General features: G+C 43.5%; 16 protein-coding genes, 1 other RNA gene and 1 pseudogene. 5 read left to right on the top strand and 13 right to left on the bottom strand.

From position 1 onward, the window contains the following. Positions 1–51: 51 nt before the first annotated feature. On the top strand, positions 52–1,002 hold the full coding sequence (locus tag RSK81_RS04365) for an Abi family protein (RefSeq protein ID WP_315687543.1): 951 nt from the start codon (positions 52–54) through the stop codon (positions 1,000–1,002). 117 nt (positions 1,003–1,119) lie between these two features. Further along, a pseudogene (locus RSK81_RS04360) lies at positions 1,120–2,201 on the top strand (tyrosine-type recombinase/integrase). Between the two features lie 136 nt (positions 2,202–2,337). On the opposite strand, the gene ssrA reads toward RSK81_RS04360, so the two are convergent. The 4 genes from ssrA to dnaG form a co-directional block, all read right to left on the bottom strand. After that, positions 2,338–2,686: a transfer-messenger RNA gene (gene ssrA, locus RSK81_RS04355) on the bottom strand. 81 nt (positions 2,687–2,767) lie between these two features. Continuing rightward, complete coding sequence (locus tag RSK81_RS04350) at positions 2,768–3,106, bottom strand: metal-sulfur cluster assembly factor (protein ID WP_002897870.1); 339 nt, start codon at positions 3,104–3,106, stop codon at positions 2,768–2,770. Positions 3,107–3,234: 128 nt separating this feature from the next. Further along, positions 3,235–4,347 (bottom strand): RNA polymerase sigma factor RpoD, encoded by a 1,113-nt coding sequence (gene rpoD / locus RSK81_RS04345; RefSeq protein ID WP_002897871.1) that lies wholly within the window; start codon positions 4,345–4,347, stop codon positions 3,235–3,237. A gap of 2 nt (positions 4,348–4,349) precedes the next feature. After that, positions 4,350–6,134, bottom strand: a complete 1,785-nt coding sequence (dnaG, locus tag RSK81_RS04340) for a DNA primase (RefSeq protein WP_315687541.1) — start codon at positions 6,132–6,134, stop codon at positions 4,350–4,352. 154 nt (positions 6,135–6,288) lie between these two features. Here dnaG and mscL point away from each other — a divergent pair, with 154 nt between their 5' ends. Further along, a complete protein-coding gene (mscL, locus tag RSK81_RS04335; RefSeq protein WP_002910137.1) occupies positions 6,289–6,672 on the top strand; it encodes a large conductance mechanosensitive channel protein MscL in 384 nt (127 codons plus the stop codon). Between the two features lie 113 nt (positions 6,673–6,785). Here mscL and rpsU read toward each other — a convergent pair whose 3' ends face one another. The 6 genes from rpsU to RSK81_RS04305 all read right to left on the bottom strand — a co-directional run bounded on the left by rpsU (position 6,786) and on the right by RSK81_RS04305 (position 11,246). Then, positions 6,786–6,962 (bottom strand): 30S ribosomal protein S21, encoded by a 177-nt coding sequence (rpsU, locus tag RSK81_RS04330; RefSeq protein ID WP_000048054.1) that lies wholly within the window; start codon positions 6,960–6,962, stop codon positions 6,786–6,788. Between the two features lie 146 nt (positions 6,963–7,108). Further along, complete coding sequence (locus RSK81_RS04325; RefSeq protein WP_002910140.1) at positions 7,109–7,792, bottom strand: DUF4956 domain-containing protein; 684 nt, start codon at positions 7,790–7,792, stop codon at positions 7,109–7,111. Between the two features lie 11 nt (positions 7,793–7,803). Beyond that, positions 7,804–8,535 (bottom strand): polyphosphate polymerase domain-containing protein, encoded by a 732-nt coding sequence (locus RSK81_RS04320; RefSeq protein ID WP_315687540.1) that lies wholly within the window; start codon positions 8,533–8,535, stop codon positions 7,804–7,806. 376 nt (positions 8,536–8,911) lie between these two features. Next, positions 8,912–10,381 carry a M56 family metallopeptidase gene (locus RSK81_RS04315; RefSeq protein ID WP_049547880.1) on the bottom strand — a complete coding sequence of 490 codons (1,470 nt, stop codon included), beginning with the start codon at positions 10,379–10,381 and terminating at the stop codon, positions 8,912–8,914. A gap of 15 nt (positions 10,382–10,396) precedes the next feature. Then, complete coding sequence (locus tag RSK81_RS04310) at positions 10,397–10,774, bottom strand: BlaI/MecI/CopY family transcriptional regulator (protein ID WP_049547881.1); 378 nt, start codon at positions 10,772–10,774, stop codon at positions 10,397–10,399. A gap of 115 nt (positions 10,775–10,889) precedes the next feature. After that, positions 10,890–11,246 (bottom strand): DUF1304 domain-containing protein, encoded by a 357-nt coding sequence (locus tag RSK81_RS04305; RefSeq protein WP_268689394.1) that lies wholly within the window; start codon positions 11,244–11,246, stop codon positions 10,890–10,892. A gap of 189 nt (positions 11,247–11,435) precedes the next feature. Here RSK81_RS04305 and RSK81_RS04300 point away from each other — a divergent pair, with 189 nt between their 5' ends. Both RSK81_RS04300 and RSK81_RS04295 read left to right on the top strand, forming a co-directional pair. Beyond that, positions 11,436–12,752, top strand: coding sequence for an FAD-containing oxidoreductase (locus tag RSK81_RS04300; RefSeq protein ID WP_268689393.1), 1,317 nt, complete (start codon positions 11,436–11,438; stop codon positions 12,750–12,752). A gap of 111 nt (positions 12,753–12,863) precedes the next feature. Beyond that, on the top strand, positions 12,864–13,832 hold the full coding sequence (locus RSK81_RS04295) for an NAD(P)/FAD-dependent oxidoreductase (protein ID WP_268689392.1): 969 nt from the start codon (positions 12,864–12,866) through the stop codon (positions 13,830–13,832). A gap of 32 nt (positions 13,833–13,864) precedes the next feature. Here the strand turns inward: RSK81_RS04295 and whiA are convergent, their stop codons facing one another. The 3 genes from whiA to rapZ are packed head-to-tail and all read right to left on the bottom strand — an operon-like array spanning position 13,865 to position 16,637. Then, entirely contained in the window at positions 13,865–14,776 is a 912-nt protein-coding gene (whiA, locus tag RSK81_RS04290) for a DNA-binding protein WhiA (RefSeq protein ID WP_268689391.1), read from the bottom strand. Continuing rightward, complete coding sequence (locus RSK81_RS04285) at positions 14,773–15,750, bottom strand: YvcK family protein (RefSeq protein ID WP_002895961.1); 978 nt, start codon at positions 15,748–15,750, stop codon at positions 14,773–14,775. Before RSK81_RS04285 ends, whiA begins: the two co-directional genes overlap by 4 nt. Beyond that, positions 15,747–16,637 (bottom strand): RNase adapter RapZ, encoded by an 891-nt coding sequence (rapZ, locus tag RSK81_RS04280; RefSeq protein ID WP_004187600.1) that lies wholly within the window; start codon positions 16,635–16,637, stop codon positions 15,747–15,749. Before rapZ ends, RSK81_RS04285 begins: the two co-directional genes overlap by 4 nt. Between the last annotated feature and the right edge of the window lie 40 nt (positions 16,638–16,677).

Here is a 16,677-nt window from a genome sequence, read left to right as displayed (position 1 = left end):
GGGACCGATACGGAGAAGCTCCTTCATTCTAAATAGAATGGGGGAGTTTTTTTGAAGCCGTTTACAAGAATTGAAGAACAGATTAAAATATTAAAACAAAGAGGGTTAATTATTAATGATGAACCAAAGACAGCTAAATATCTGTTAAGCAAAAATTATTACAATATTATCAACGGATACAGTAAATTTTTTCAACACTCTGGCACTGATACTTATTTTGGAGGCGTTACATTTGACGAAATTGCAAGTCTTTATTCGTTCGATAAAAGTGTTAAGCGGGCAATACTGCAAGCTATCCTTGAAGCAGAGCATCACATTAAATCCATTACTGCTCACAGATTCTCCGAAACCTATCCGGATCAAAAATATGCTTATCTAAATACAAATTCTTATGCTGACAACAAAATATTAGATGTTGGGTTTATCGTATCCAAACTATCAAAAATCGTAAATAAAAATAAACGGTTCAAAGGAAATCCTATTTACCACTACTCACATACTCATTCAGATGTACCTATCTGGGTGCTGACTGACTATCTCGATTTTGGAGATTTACGTACGATTATAGAAAACTTACCGCCGCAACTTCAAAATAAAATTGCACGAGACTTGGTGAGTTTTATAAAGACAAACATACCTGACTTTGATGGTGTTTTCCCACCTGAAACATTAATATCCTTTTTGAAAAATATCAATGAGGTTCGAAACAAATGCGCTCACAACAACCGATTACTAAACTTCAAATGTCGTTCCAATAGTACATTGTGGAAAACAATTCATAATGAAACAACTTTAACGGGGGATGACAGCAGAAAAACTGTATATTCAACAATTATCAGTCTCCAATGTTTCATCAGCAAAGCTAGCTTCAATATTTTATGGAATACTCTTAGAAAGAAAGTTATCAAACTAGATAGAAAAATCCCCTCTTTAAACATCAATATTGTCAATCGTTCTTTAGGTTTTCCTGATGACTGGCATAAAACACCGGCAAGAAAATAAAAAATCCCCATGCCCGCTGTCGCTAAACTTAGAGCATGAGGAAAAACTGTATAAGAAACAAGCATTCAAAAGGTCGTTTTCTTGTACCCATTTTATCAAGAAATGAGGTGAAAATCAATGGAAATTAAGTCTTACAAGAAGAAAAATGGCGATACGGCCTATATGATCCTTGTCTATATGGGCAAAGTAAAAGGCACTAGCCGTTATGTAACTCGCAGAGGATTTCCAACCAAAGCTAAACCCAGGGCTGCTATTTTAAACCTACAAGAAGAACTGGAAAAGGCTGAAGAAAGCAAGACTGAAAAAACAGTCTATGAAGTGGCCGAAGAATGGCTAAAAGAATACTATGACACCGTGCAAGAAAGCACCTATATTAAGACTTACAGAAATATCAAGAACCATATATACCCAGAATTAGGAAGCCAAAAGATAATCAGCATAACACCTATACAGATGCAGGAACAAGTCAACGCTTGGTCTAAGAAGTTGGTCTATGGCCGCAAGTTAAAAGGGCTGATGAATAATATTTTTAAGTACGCTGTCCGACATGGCTACACAAGCACCAATCCAATGGATAGTGTAGCTACTGCAGTTAAGAAGCAACATGATAGCACTAGCGACTTTTACGACAAGAACGAGCTAAAAGCATTCCTAGAATTAGTCGACAAGACAGGAGACATCAGAAAGATTGCCTTGTTCCGTCTTTTAGCATTCACAGGCGCTCGAAAAGGTGAGGTTTTAGCCCTTAAATGGGATGACTGGACGATAACACTCTGGACATAAACAAGGCCGTCACAAGAGGTTTTGGAGGGGAAGAAATAGGCGCTACCAAGACAGCTAGCAGCAAGCGATTGATAAGTCTTGATCCAAAAACTCGAAAACTGCTATCTGAGTACAAAAAAAGTTCGACTGGCTCAGATTATATTTTTGGTAACGAATTAAATAAGCCAATTCCTAGCACGCTTCCTAGAAAATGGCTGTTAGATATAGTCAAAGATAGCAAGGTTAGACCAATCAAGATACATGGTTTCAGGCATACGCATGCCAGTCTGTGCTTTGAAGCAGGCATGACCTTGAAGCAAGTACAGCATAGGCTCGGTCACTCCGATTTAAAAACGACCATGAACATCTATACTCACATCACCAAGCAAGCAAAAGACGATATCGGAGAAAGATTTGCAAAATATATAGTCTTTTAGGAGGGATACCTCCTTTTTGTAACTCCTTTTATAACTCCTTTTATAACTCCTTTTTTCAAAAAGGTTTAGAAAACAATAAAAACAATAAAACAAAAACCGTTGAAATATCAACGGTTTAAGAAGTTTTAAGAAATAATAATGGAGCCGGTGGGAGTCGAACCCACGTCCAAACACCTGCTAACACATTTGTCTACAACCATAGGCTATGTATTGATTTAACTTCACTTTGACACATAGCTCAAGCCCAAGTCAAGCGAGTCTATCAATCTCTTGCAAAATCCCTAGACCAGATTTTGCCGTAGCTTGCTCATAATAAGACCTGTCATCAGACACAAGCAATCCGAATCGGGTCACGCTGGCTGGTTTTTAGGCAGCTAAAGCGTAAGAATTGTTATTTTTTGCAGTTATATTTAACTGGCGTTTTACATCCGCTAGATGAGTTGCAAAATGTGCCGCATAATGCCTGTCGAATCCGTAACGACCCCAAGACAATAAGAACATTATAACAGAATCTACTAAAGAAAGCAAAAGCCTGCACGCAGCAGGCCATTACTTACTATTAGTTCTTAGCGAATCCCCAAAGCAATTCGAGCATAACGGCTCATCTTTTCCACCGTCCAAGCTGGGTACCAAACCAACTTAACATCAGTCTTGGTAACCTCCGGAACATCTGACATAGCATCATAGATCTGGTCAGTCAGAAGATCCGCCAGAGGGCATCCCATGGTTGTCAGGGTCATATCGATTTCCGTTTCTCCATTGGTCTCATCAAAACGGATTTCATAGATTAGACCTAGATTGACAATATCAATCCCCAGCTCAGGGTCAATGACTTGCTCCAAGCTCTCTAAAATACGTGTTTTAATCTTTTCAACTTCTTCAGGGCTGTATTTTTGTTCTGACATGCAATATCCTCCTTATAGATATGGAAAAAGTTCAAGTTATCTTGAGGGGGCCTTTGTTTTTCAGCTAGGATTGCCGACTTAACGCTTCCTAATGAAAAATTTCTGCCCCTTCTTGCGCTCTTCACTTCTTAATCTTCGATAAAGTCTCTGAGTGGTTTGCTGCGGCTTGGATGGCGGAGTTTACGTAGGGCTTTGGCTTCAATCTGGCGAATCCGCTCGCGGGTGACATTGAAGACCTTGCCGACATCTTCCAGGGTCCGCATTTTTCCATCGTCCAGACCAAAGCGCAGACGCAAGACGTTTTCCTCACGGTCTGTCAGCGTATCCAAGACCTCATCCAGCTGCTCACGAAGAACGACACGAGTTGTGTAGTCGACTGGATTTTCAATTACTTCATCTTCGATAAAGTCTCCCAGATGACTGTCATCTTCCTCACCGATAGGGGTCTCCAGAGAAACTGGCTCTTGAGCAATCTTGAGAATCTCACGAACCTTGTCCGGTGTCATATCCATCCGCTCAGCAATTTGCTCTGGTGTCGGGTCTTGACCTAATTCCTGCAAGAGATTGCGTTGCTCACGGACTAGCTTGTTAATGGTTTCCACCATGTGGACCGGGATCCGAATAGTCCGAGCTTGGTCAGCAATCGCACGGGTAATGGCTTGACGAATCCACCAAGTCGCATAAGTTGAAAACTTAAATCCTTTGGTGTAGTCAAACTTATCAACTGCTTTCATCAGCCCCATATTTCCTTCCTGAATCAAATCAAGGAACTGCATACCACGGCCGACATAGCGCTTAGCAATGGAAACAACCAGACGAAGATTGGCCTCAGCCAGACGCTGCTTGGCTTCCAAGTCTCCCTGTTCTACCAAGATAGCCAGCTCCTGCTCTTCTTCATTGCTGAGAAGGGGCACAACCCCGATTTCTTTCAGATACATGCGGACTGGGTCATTGACCTTGGCTGAATTGCTGCCCAAGAGCTCTTCATCCGTCAGCTCTGCTTCTTCCTCTTCGTTATTTAAGACGCGCGCGCTGGGATTTCCTTCCTTATCTGTAATTGAGATACCAGCATCCTGGATGCGCTGCAGCAAATCCTCAATCCCATCAGCGTCCAAAGTGAAAGGAATGACCAGTTGGTCATTAATCTCATCATCTGTCGCAACCCCTGTCTGCTTGTGATTGCGGATAAATTCTGCAATTTGAACGTCTAATGTTGTTACTTCTTTTTGTTTTGTAGCCATTCCTACTCCATTCTTCTTTTTTGCTCAATCAAGCGCTCCAGCTCAGACAGGGCTGTATCCGTATCTCCGCTGTGAGAGGCTTCTCGAATCTTCTTACTAATAAACTGATTATGCTTGCGCAAAATCTCCCGCTCTCTGGTTTCTTCCACTTCTTTCAATTCATCTTCCAAAACCTCATCCGGCAAGTCTTCTTCCAAGACGCGGTACCAAGCCTGCTGGGCATGATCCGGCAGCTGGGACAAATCCTGCGGTGTCACCTCGCCATTTGCCAGTAAAATCTCATACAAGGCCTGCAATTCTTCCGAGTCAAAGACAAAATCTTCTCTCAGACGGTATTGGTTCAAAATCAAAGGATGATGTATCATGCGGTGGAAGATATGATTTTCCGCCCTCATGAGCCGACTCAGCCGGTTCGAAGGCGAAAACTGCATGACGGCTGGTTGAGACTGCTGAATCGGCGCCTCCTGACTGCGACTAGAGCGCTCAGCAAGCCGACTGTTATTTACCGTCTGCTCCACCTGCTGATAGTCAAAGTCCGGCAGCAACTCAGCCAGCATGTAAATATAGGAGTTCTGAGCTGTGATGGACTTGGTCTTCGCAATAATCGGCGCCATCTTCTCTACAAACTCAATCTGAGCCTGTAGATTTTCAATATTATCTGGTTTCAGATGATGCAGCAGAAACTCCACATTACTTATTCGCGTTTTGCTCAGCAAATGCTGCAAATCTTCTTCAGAATTTTTAGCTAGAAATTCATCCGGATCCAAATTATCTGGAATCCGAACAATTTCCACCGTCATATCTCTCAGCTCATCTAAAGCCTTAGCAGTCGCTGCTTGCCCTGCCCTATCTCCATCGTAAGACAGGATAATCTTCTTGCAATACTTACTCAGATGCTGAACATGCTCAGGCGTCAGAGCTGTTCCCATCGAGGCAACCGCATTTTCAATCCCGGCCCGATAAGCCGCAATCACATCCATGAAGCCTTCCATCAGATAGACCTCATGGTTCTTCTTGATAACCGGCTTGGCCTTATCCAGATGATAGAGCTCGTAGCTTTTATTGAAAATAGCGGTGCTGCGACTGTTTTTATACTTGGCCTGATGACCATCTGAAGCCGCCTCTTGCCAAATCCGACCGGAAAAGGCCACAACCTGCCCACTATCATTGGTCAAGGGAAACATAATCCGGTTTTGAAAGGCATCATAGACCAAATTATTCTCCGCCAGATTGAAGAGGCCCGAGTTCATGATGGTATTCTCATCAAACTTGCCAACCATACTCTTATGAAGATAATTCCCCTCATTAGGAGCCAGCCCGATTTGAAAATGCTTAAGAACATCATCTGTCAGCCCCCGCTGGTAGAGATAAGCCCGAGCTTCCTCTCCCATCTTGGTCGTCATCAAGACCGCATGATAAAACTTGGCTGCCTCGGTATGGATATCGTAGAGCGCCTGATGCGGATGGCTTTGTCTCGGTCGGTCATTGCCCGCTGTCTCCACAGCCAAAGGAATCCCTGCCCGTTCTGCTACAATCTGCACAGCATCCATAAAGGAAACGCCTCGATAATCCTCAATGAATTTGAAGACATCGCCCGACTTGCCGCAGCCAAAACAGTGATAAAACTGCTTATCCTCTACAACGTTAAAAGAGGGCGTCTTTTCGCCATGAAAGGGACAGAGTCCCAGAAAATTCCGCCCAGCCTTAGTCAAGGCCACTGTTTCTCCTATGACATCGACGATATTGACGCTGTTTTTAATTTCAGAAATGATTTCTTTATCAATCAAGAGACAATACCTCCAATTTATCATAGAATATCATTCTATATTTTATACTAAAATGAAGCAAATGTAAAATATTTGACAAGCAAATATCTTGTAGTTGTCATATAAATAAGCTATAATATAATATCATTAATAAATTCTTGAAAGGAAAGAAAGAATGTTAAAGGATCTTAAAGAATTCTTGTTGCGCGGGAACGTGATTGATTTGGCAGTCGGTGTGATCATCGCCAACGCCTTTGGAGCAATCGTCACTTCTTTGATTACTGACGTAATCACTCCTCTCTTCCTCAATCCAATTTTGAAAGCTGCAAACTTGGAGCAAATTTCTCAATTGAAATGGAACGGGATTGCTTATGGTAACTTCTTGAGCGCCGTGATTAACTTCTTGGTAATCGGTACTGTTCTCTTCTTCATCGTTAAGTCTGCTGAAAAAGCACAGAGCCTTGCTAAGAAGAAGGAGGAAGCTGCCGAAGAAGCTGCTGGACCAACTGAATTGGAAGTCCTGCAAGAAATCAAAGCTTTGTTGGCTGAGAAAAAATAAAGAGAATTCACTGATGAAAATCAGTGTTTTTTTCTTGCCTATTGATCACAATCATCCCCTTCTCTCCAAAGAGTGAAAACAAAAAACAGACCGGAGTCTGCTTTTTTGTTCAATTAGAATTTTTTACGTTTACGAGCTGCTTCTGATTTGCGTTTGCGTTTTACAGAAGGTTTTTCATAGAATTCACGTTTGCGTGTTTCTTGAAGAGTACCAGCTTTAGTAACCGCACGTTTGAAACGACGAAGTGCATCATCAAGTGATTCATTCTTGCGTACTACTGTTTTTGACATTTTTTTCACTCCCTTCAAGTCCAAAATCTATATAATCATACCACATATAGAAAAGAGTGTCAAGTTTTTTCTGTAACTTGGATGTATTTCCACTTCTTTTTAGACTAAGAAGACCAGCTGGCATATTGCAGCTGGTCTTTAGTGCTTTATAATGTTTTACGCTTCTTAGCGGCTTTGGAAAGGGAAATGTCCTGAACCTTATCGTAGAACAGGAACTGCTGAATGAGCTCTCTTTCGCTCATGTCAGGATTCAAGTCAACGACATAGTCTAGCTTGATAGACTTCTTTTCAGCCGACTTGAGAGAGGTCAGTTCAGCTGATTTACAAGCCGTTTCAAAGATAGCATCAAAGAGTACTTCGTAATCAAAGTCAGCTGGAACTTGAACCTGAACATAACGTCTGGTCTGACTGACTGAAGTAAAGCTCATCTTTTCAAAGAGCATCCAAATGCCTGAAATAGCTAGAGTAAAGACAATTCCCAATGCTACAAATCCCATTCCTGTTGTAATCCCAATAGCCGTCGCCATAAAGATAGCTAGGAGCTCCTTGGAGCCACCTGCAGCCGACCGGAAACGAATCAAGCTGAAAGTCCCTGCTACGGCGACACTGGTCCCCAGATTTCCATTAACCAAGAAGATGATAATGGAAATAATAGCTGGCAAAAGGGAGAGGGTGACGACAAATTCCTTGGTATAAATGGTTTGCCGCTTATAGACCTTGGCTAAGATAATTCCCAAAACCACACTAGTTGCTAGTGAAAAAATCAATGCTAAAGGATTAATCTTGACCTCCGTGGAGGAGTAGATACTGTTAAATAACTGATCAAGCATAGACTACCCCCTTAGGCCTTGACTGTTTGAGTCAGCCTTTCTTTAGTTTGCAGGTAGGCTTTGCCGTATTTTGAGAAGGACTGGTCTTCAAGGCCGTATTTGTTCAGAATATCAGCCAGCCACTGAGGATATTGACCAGGAACCTTGATTTCCATAATCACCTTGTCATCTTCCAGCAAGGGCAGTCCATAGCGACCTGAAGCTAAATCTACATCATAATCTCGGTAGCGGATGTTGGAATCAACTGTCACACGTACCTTTTTATCTTCCAAGCCTCTCATAGAGTAGCGGTCATAACTAATCACCATTTTTGGCTTCAAGTCTAGATAGCGCTCCTGTAACTGTTCTACTTCTGCCTTGACCCGGTCATCAGAAATAGTATGGTCTGCCACACCATTCACAATATAGTTGGTCACAGAGAGAGGATTGGAAACTAAACGGTATTTGAAGCCTACTTCATCACGTTTCTTCTTGATTTCCAAGAAAACTTGACTATCATCATTCGGCTGCTCAGCATAAGTGCGCATCCGCATCTTTTCACGACCACCTTTTCTGGCAATGGAATCCTGAATCATCTGGAACTCATCATTATCAAAATACACATTGGAAATGGTTGATGTCGCATAATCATCTGCGGTGAGGTACGGTCTCATGTCAGCTTCAAGACGATTTAACATCGGCCGATCAAGAATATACTTCGTTTCGATTCGTTGGAAGTTTGTTTGGATTTGCTTTTGTTTCATTTGGATTCTCCTTTAATTCTACAAATGTAGTTTGTGCTTTTAAAAGAAATAGAGCTTCCGCTCTACACCTACAAGCGTCTGGATAAGCTTTCTTTCTTCTCCTTTCCAAGCAGTATTTTTCAAAAACATTCTACAAATGTAGTTTATAACTATATTCTACAATTGTCGTTTATAAATGTCAAGAAAAAAGATAAATAATCTTCCAGTTTTTTTAGCATTAGGAAACGAAGTGCAAACTGTAAGCAAAATCGACCTAAAATAAAGGATAAACTGATGACTAACTGCTCTTGGAGGATTGCCAAATCCCCCTTTGAGAAGATAATAAAATTCTACCAGTCTAAGCTTTTAAGAAACTTAAACTGGCAGAATCCTCTATTTAATCGTCATCATGGTCATCATCATCGTCCGGATCATCGGTGTCTGTCGTATGAGAGGAACTGTTCTGAGACGGAGCTTGAACTGTCGCTGTACTAGCTCCAGTATTTGCTCCGGTCGAGCCCGCTGCTCCCGTATTCCCTGCGCTTGCAGTAGCGCTGTTTTCAGCTGGAGTTGATGCAGCTGACGAGGATGGACTGACTTCTTTTTCAACCGTTACTGTCTTTTCGACAATGGTATGCTGCTTGGATTTGACCAGTTTTCCATCCTTAGCATTGACAATGGTTTCATGGGCCGTTTGCCCGTGAGAGAAGCGAATCTTATAAGTGTCTTTCTCACGCGAAATTTGTAAATCTTTAATATCTTTTTCAGAAAGAGACAGCTCTTTTAAGACGGATGCTAGTGCCTGACGCTGACTGAGTCCCTGGGGCTGTTTTTGACCCGCCACAGGTCGGCTTTGTTGAGCAGCTGGGCTTTCTAGAGCAAAGACTGAGCTAGTCAAGAGCAAAAGGAGAGGAACTGCTACTACAAAGGCAGCAGACAGAAACCTCTTAGGTAGGCGGTTATCCATAATGCCGACAATCCGCCGCTTGAGATTAAACTTGTCAGAGTAAAAGCAGGTCGTCAGGGCAATTGGGGTCTTCTTACTGCGATCTATCATGGTCAAAATCGTTTCACCGTAGAAAGTACGATACTCCGTATCTTTGCTGCTTAGAACATCATGGTCACAGTACATCTCTCCTGCTTCCTGGGTTTCACGGCAGGCAAAGCGGACAACCGGATTAAACCAGTGCAGACTCTTGGCAAAAATCCCTAAGAGATTGATTAAAACATCTCGGTGTTTGTAGTGGGTCAGCTCATGCTTGAAAATCAGCTGCAGCTCTTCTTCTGTGTAGTCAAGTTCTGGAAGCACGATTAAAATATCTCTGAAACCTAGCAACATAGGACTTTGGGACATAGGATAGTGGAGCAGACGAATCTGGCCCTTAACTCCCATCTCCTGCTGAACAGCCCGCAGCTGAGCCATCGCTTCTTCGTCCTGAAACTCCGTGCCCCAGCGCTTCAGCATCTTTCTGAAGCGAATATAAGAATAAGCGTATCTTCCTATACTAAAGACAAAGCCAATCAGCCAGATGGCAAAGAGAATTTCAAACCAAGGTAAGCCCAGAAAAGCCTCCCACAGATTTGGCTGGGCAGCTTTTTCAACTGCTGGAGAAGCACCCTGAGCTCCACCTGTCTGGGTAGCAGTCACTGCTGTCTGAACTACCGATCCTGTATTCAGCCGAATCAGGCCTGAGCCAAACTGAGGACGGAACGGAAACAGAAAACTTAGCAATATCAGAAACCAAATAAAATACTTCACTCTGACCGAAATCTTAGTCTTAAAGGCCGTAAAAAGCAGACTAAGCAAAAGCACCAAAATGGATGTCAACAAACTGGTCAGCAGAAAAGAAAGAAGGAACTGTTTCATGCTTATCCCTCCATCCTACTTTCCTTGGTTGAGCAAACTACGCAGCTCATCCAATTCATTTTCCGAAAAGGAGTTAGAAGAAAAGAGTGTTTTGACAAAACCGCCCATTGAACGGCCGCTGTGACGCTTCAAGAAATCCGAAGCCTCAACTTCCAGATACTCATCTTCTGAGATCAAGGCTGTATACTGTCTTTCACGCCCCTTGCGGACACTTTCTAAAAAGCCCTTTTCAGTCAAGCGAGCCAAGACTGTCAGCAAAGTCTGGGGCTTCCAGTGATTGTCTGGTCCCAGCCTTTCCATGATACGGGCAGAGGTCGTCGGGGTAGGCAGCTGCCAAATTACCTTTAAAATAGTAAATTCCCCGTCTGGCAAACGTTTAATAGATCTTTTCATCGTTTCCACGCGCTTTCTAAATTAATGCTATTTCTATTTTAATTCTACACTTGTCTAACAAAAAAGTCAATCATTATATAAAAAAAGAGTGGGAAATCAATTTTCCTCACTCTATTTAGAAAAATAAACTAAGCAGGGTCAGCATAGCCAGCCCTCCCTGCTTGAACAGGATTTTCGGGTCACTGGTCACTGCACCATAAGCTGCTACCAAGATGATATAAACCATAAAAATTCCCAGCCAAACCGGACTAGGCTGTACAAAGGCCGCAATCAAGACCAAAACAGCTATCAGCCCGTTATAAACTCCTTGGTTTTTGAAAAGTGTATTGACCGACTGCTGCTCCAACTCCTCTTGCGACATGCCGAAAACCCGAGCTGTTGCTGCAGAAGTCGTCGCAATGGTCTCCAAGTACAGGATGTAGAAAAATTCCAAGGCAACCAAGCTTGCCAAAATCATTGTAATAATAGACATTTCACCCTCCTAAAATAAATAACGAAACTTAGTATAACACAGACTGAATGGAACTGCGAAAACCTTGCTCAAAAAATGGACAGTTTGTATAAAAAGCATGACTAAAAATACTGAAGAAAAAAAGCGTAGCAGAAATAAGCAATTTCTGACTGGATGTGATACAATCTTTTTGAAAAATGGAGGTAGTTTATGTTAACCTATGATTTAATTGTCATCGGCTTTGGTAAGGCCGGTAAAACATTGGCAGCCAAAATGGCGGCCCAAGGAAAAAAAGTTGCTTTGATTGAGCGAAGCAAGGCTATGTACGGGGGAACCTGTATCAATATCGCCTGCATTCCAACCAAGACCCTGCTTGTCGCAGCTGAAAAAGGCCTGGCTTTCGACCAAGTCATGGCTGAGAAGAATGCTGTAACCAGCCGTCTCAATGGAAAGAACTACGCAGCAATCAGTGGCGCTGGTGTCGACATCATTGATGCGGAAGCTCATTTCCTTTCCAATAAAGTCATCGAAATCACAGTTGGCGATGAGAAAGAGGAACTGACTGCTGAGACTATTGTCATCAATACTGGTGCTGTTTCCAATGTCCTGCCAATTCCAGGACTGACTGAGACCGAACATGTCTATGACTCAACCGGCATCCAAAATTTGAAGGAACTTCCTAAACGCTTAGGAGTTCTGGGTGGCGGTAACATCGGCCTAGAATTCGCTGGACTCTACAATAAAATGGGTAGCCAGGTGACTGTGCTGGATGCTGCTCCTGTCTTTCTCCCTCGAGTAGAGCCTTCTATCGCTGCTCTAGCTAAGCAATACATGGAAGAAGACGGAATCCAGCTCCTGCAAAATGTGCAAACCAAGCAGATTAAAAATGATGGTGATGAAGTTGTGGTTGTGACGGAGGATGGAGAATTCTGCTTTGATGCCCTGCTCTATGCTACCGGTCGCAAGCCGAATGTTGAGCCACTGCAGTTAGAAAATACAGATATCAAGCTGACAGAGCGCGGAGCTATCAAGGTCAACAAGCACTTGGAAACATCTGTACCTGGCGTTTTTGCAGCAGGCGATGTCAATGGCGGCCTGCAGTTCACTTATATCTCACTGGATGACTTCCGTATCCTTTATAGCTATCTGGCTGGCGATGGCAGCTACACACTGGAAGACCGTAAAAACGTCCCTACCAGCATGTTCATCACACCACCTTTGGCTCAAATCGGATTGACTGAAAAGGAAGCCCAAGAGCAAGGCCTGCCGATTGCAGTTAAGGAGATTCCAGTCGCAGCAATGCCTCGTGGACATGTCAATGCTGACTTACGCGGTGCCTTCAAGGCCGTTGTCAACACTGAAACCAAGGAAATCGTCGGAGCAACAATCTTCTCAGCTGGAGCTCAGGAAATTATCAATATCCTGACTGTAGCCATGGATAATAAGATTCCTTACACCTACTTGAGCAAGCAAATCTTCACCCACCCAACGTTGGCTGAAAACCTCAATGATTTATTTGCGATCTAATTTTAAGCCCCATCAGGGGCTTTTAAGATGTCTTTAAAACATTTGCTTACATTTCAACCCCTTTTTGTGGTACAATAATGCTAGTTTATTTTAAAAAGATTGAGGAAGATTATGTCTGAACTGTATGATATTACGATTGTCGGCGGCGGTCCAGTTGGCCTATTCGCAGCTTTTTACGCTCATTTGCGCCAAGCCAAGGTTAAAATCATTGATTCCCTGCCTCAGCTGGGTGGTCAGCCGGCCATTCTCTATCCAGAGAAGAAGATTCTGGATGTACCAGGCTTTACCAATCTAAGTGGCGAAGAGCTGACACAGCGTCTGATTGAGCAGCTGGAAACTTTCCAGACTGAGATTTGCCTCAATGAAACGGTTCTGGATATCGTTAAATCTGATGATGGCTTCACCATCACGACTTCTAAAGGGCTGCATCAGACCAAAACCATTATCATCGCCATGGGAGGTGGTGCTTTCAAACCGAGAGCTTTGGAACTAGACGATGCTGAAAGCTACAATAACCTCCATTATCATGTTTCAAACATCAGCCAGTACGCTGGCAAAAAGGTTGTCGTTCTGGGAGGCGGCGACTCAGCTGTTGACTGGGCACTAGCTTTTGAAAAGATTGCAGAAACCAGTCTGGTTCACCGTCGGGACAACTTCCGGGCTTTAGAACATAGTGTGGAAGAACTCAAGGCTTCTAGTGTTGAGATTAAGACACCATTTGTACCCAGTCGATTGGTTGGCGAAAATGGCAAGATAACCCACTTGGAAATCAGCCAAGTCAAGGGAGAGGAAAGCCAGAACCTGCCTCTAGATCATCTCTTTGTCAACTACGGTTTTAAATCCTCTGTCGGCAATCTCAAAGATTGGGGCTTGGAGCTCAACCGTCACAAGATTTTGGTAAACAGCAAGCAAGAAACTTCTGTGCCAGGTATCTATGCAGCCGGAGACTGCTGCAGCTACGAGGGCAAGATTGATCTGATTGCGACTGGGCTAGGCGAGGCACCTACTGCTGTCAACAATGCCATTAACCATATCTATCCTGAGCAAAAAGTCCAACCCAAACATTCTACAAGCCTATAAAAAACAGCTGCCGAGCTCAAGCTCAGCAGCTTTTATAATTCATCTGCAATTTTATTGATTTTTCTCAAGCGATGATTGACACCGCTCTTAGTTAGTGGCCGGCTCAGACTATCAGCTAGCTGCTGGATGGAGTAGTCCGGATGTTGGATACGAAGCTGGGCTACCTCCTGCAGGTCTACAGGTAAACTCTCAATGCCAATATTATCACTGATTTTGGCTATATTGTTGATAGTTTTCATACTGGCTGTGACCGTACGGGCGATGTTCGCTGTCTCCGCATTATTAGCGCGATTGAGGTCATTGCGCGCTTCCCGCATGAGCTTAAGAGATTCAAATTCAGCCATAGCTTCCATAGCACCGATGACAATGAGAAAATCCATGATATCCTCAGCACGCTGCAGATAAGTAACAGCCCCCTTCTTACGCTCAATGGTCTTGGCATCCAGCAGAAAACGGCGCATCAAGGCAGCTAAATCCTCAGCATGATCCAGATAAACGGACAGGATTTCTAGCTGGTACTTACCTGAGTCTGGCTCCCGCATGCTGCCATTTGAAAGAAAGGCTCCCCGAAGGTAGGCTCGGCTAGCTTCGTCATCTGACAAAATAGCCTGATCAATCCCTGCCTTGATACCAAAAAAGGAGTCAGCTAAGTGCAGGTCAGAAAGGATTTCTTCCACTTTCTGATCCAGAAATACTGTATAAACGCGATTCTTGCGCAAGTTGGTCTTCTGATGGTGGCGGATTTCTGACTTGACCTGATAGAGGTCCGACAGCAACTCATAGAGATGGCGGGCAATTTTGGCATTTTCTGTTGTGACAGACAGGGTCAAACCACTGCTGGCCAATCCCAGACTACCAGACATCTTTATCATGGCTGACAGCTCATTTTTATCTCTGCTTGCCAGACTCAACAGTTCTTCTTTTACTTTTACTGTAAAGCTCATTTGCGTACCTGTATAATCTGCATCAATTCGTCAACGACCAACTCACCATCATGGAAAGCTCCGCCATTTTCCAAACGAAGAAAATTCGAAGAAATAACGCGCGGAACCTGCTCTTGTAATCCTTGAAAATCATGCTCCACCTGTACCAGATATTCGTCAAACTGATTACTGTCCATGTACTCATGAGGGACAGGTTCGATATTAACCAAGACTGTATCTACAAACTTCCTGCCTAAATGACGGTGCAGGACTTGGACGTGATCGCTGTCTGAAAAATGCTCTGTTTCGCCGCGCTGGGTCATGATATTGCAGACATAGGCCACTTCTGCCTTGGTATCCAAAAGAGCTTGACCAATTTCCTCGATAACGAGATTAGGCAAGATTGAGGTAAATAGCGAACCTGGTCCCAGAACCACCATATCGCTTTCCAGAATACTTTCAACCACCTTTTTGCTAGCAGCAGGCTTCTTGTCATCATAGGTATTGGTCACATAGACCCGCTCAATCATTCCGCTCTTACTGGTCAGATTGCTTTCACCGACAACTTCCGTCCCATCTGCAAACACAGCATGCAGAGTTAGGGGAGTGTCGCTAGAAGGGTAAATTTTTCCTGTCGTATGGAAAAACTTGGTCAAAAGCTGCATGGCATTATAGGTTGAGCCCTGCATTTCGGAAATACCGGCAATAATCAGATTGCCCAAAGGATGCCCCGCTAGAACGCCATCTCCTTCCGCAAAGCGATACTGGAAGACCTTCTCATAGAATTTTGGCATGTCAGACATGGCTACCAGAACATTTCGAAGGTCACCTGGCGGAGTCAGCTGCTGGATGTTTTTCCGCAGCTCACCAGAACTGCCTCCATCATCTGCTACTGTGACAATGGCTGTAATTTCTACGTCCTTTTTACGTAGGCTGTCTAAAATAACTGAAATTCCTGTTCCACCGCCGATGACTGTAATTCGTGGCTTTCTCATGAGCGGTTCACCGTTTCTTTCCGACGGTTTTTGTCGCGGTGACTGGCATTGACCGGCCAATTTTTAGCCAAATCATCTGCTAAGCGCTGAGCAAAGGCTACACTGCGGTGCTGACCACCCGTACAGCCCACAGCGATAGTCAGGATAGACTTTCCTTCCTTCTGATAGCCCGGCAAAATAGGCTCAATCAAGCCTAGCAGGTTCTGGTAAAATTCTTCTGACTCGGCGTGGTTCATGACATAGTCAAAGACATCCTTGTCCAAGCCAGTTTGATTGCGTAGCTCAGGCTTATAGTAGGGATTAGGCAGAAAGCGCACATCAAAAACCAAGTCAGCATCCAAAGGCAGACCGTATTTGAAACCAAAACTCATGACCTCAATACGGAAACTATGCATGTCAGCCTGATTTGAAAATTGTTCAGAGATGGTCTTTCTGAGCTCCCGTGGTGTCAAATCTGTTGTGTCCACAACATTCTGACTAAGATTTTTCAGAGGAGCTAAAAGTTCGCGCTCCAATTTAATCCCATCTAAAATCCGCCCATCAGCTGCCAGCGGATGACTGCGTCGCGTTTCCTTATAACGAGCTACTAACTCCTTATCCGCCGCATCTAGGAAAAGAATCTTGAAATCAATGTTCTCGTTTTGTTCTAGATCGTCCAAAACATTCTGGATTTGCAAAAAGAAGGAACGGCTCCGCATATCGACAACCAGAGCCAATTTATCATTGTCAGTGGTCCCTTCGACCAGCTGCAAAAACTTTGGCACCAGAGTTGGCGGCATATTATCAATGGTAAAATAACCTAAGTCTTCAAAGGACTGAATGGCTACGGTTTTCCCCGCACCGCTCATTCCAGTCACAATGACAAGCTGAATTTTCTTCTCAGACATTATAATCCTTTCATCAGACAGAATCTGTCAAAGAGCTGGT

The organism is Streptococcus sp. DTU_2020_1000888_1_SI_GRL_NUU_041A (genome assembly GCF_032387735.1).
Lineage (GTDB): Bacteria > Bacillota > Bacilli > Lactobacillales > Streptococcaceae > Streptococcus > Streptococcus sanguinis.
Note: the sequence above shows the minus strand (reverse complement) of the source record. Positions and strands in the feature narration are given on the sequence as shown.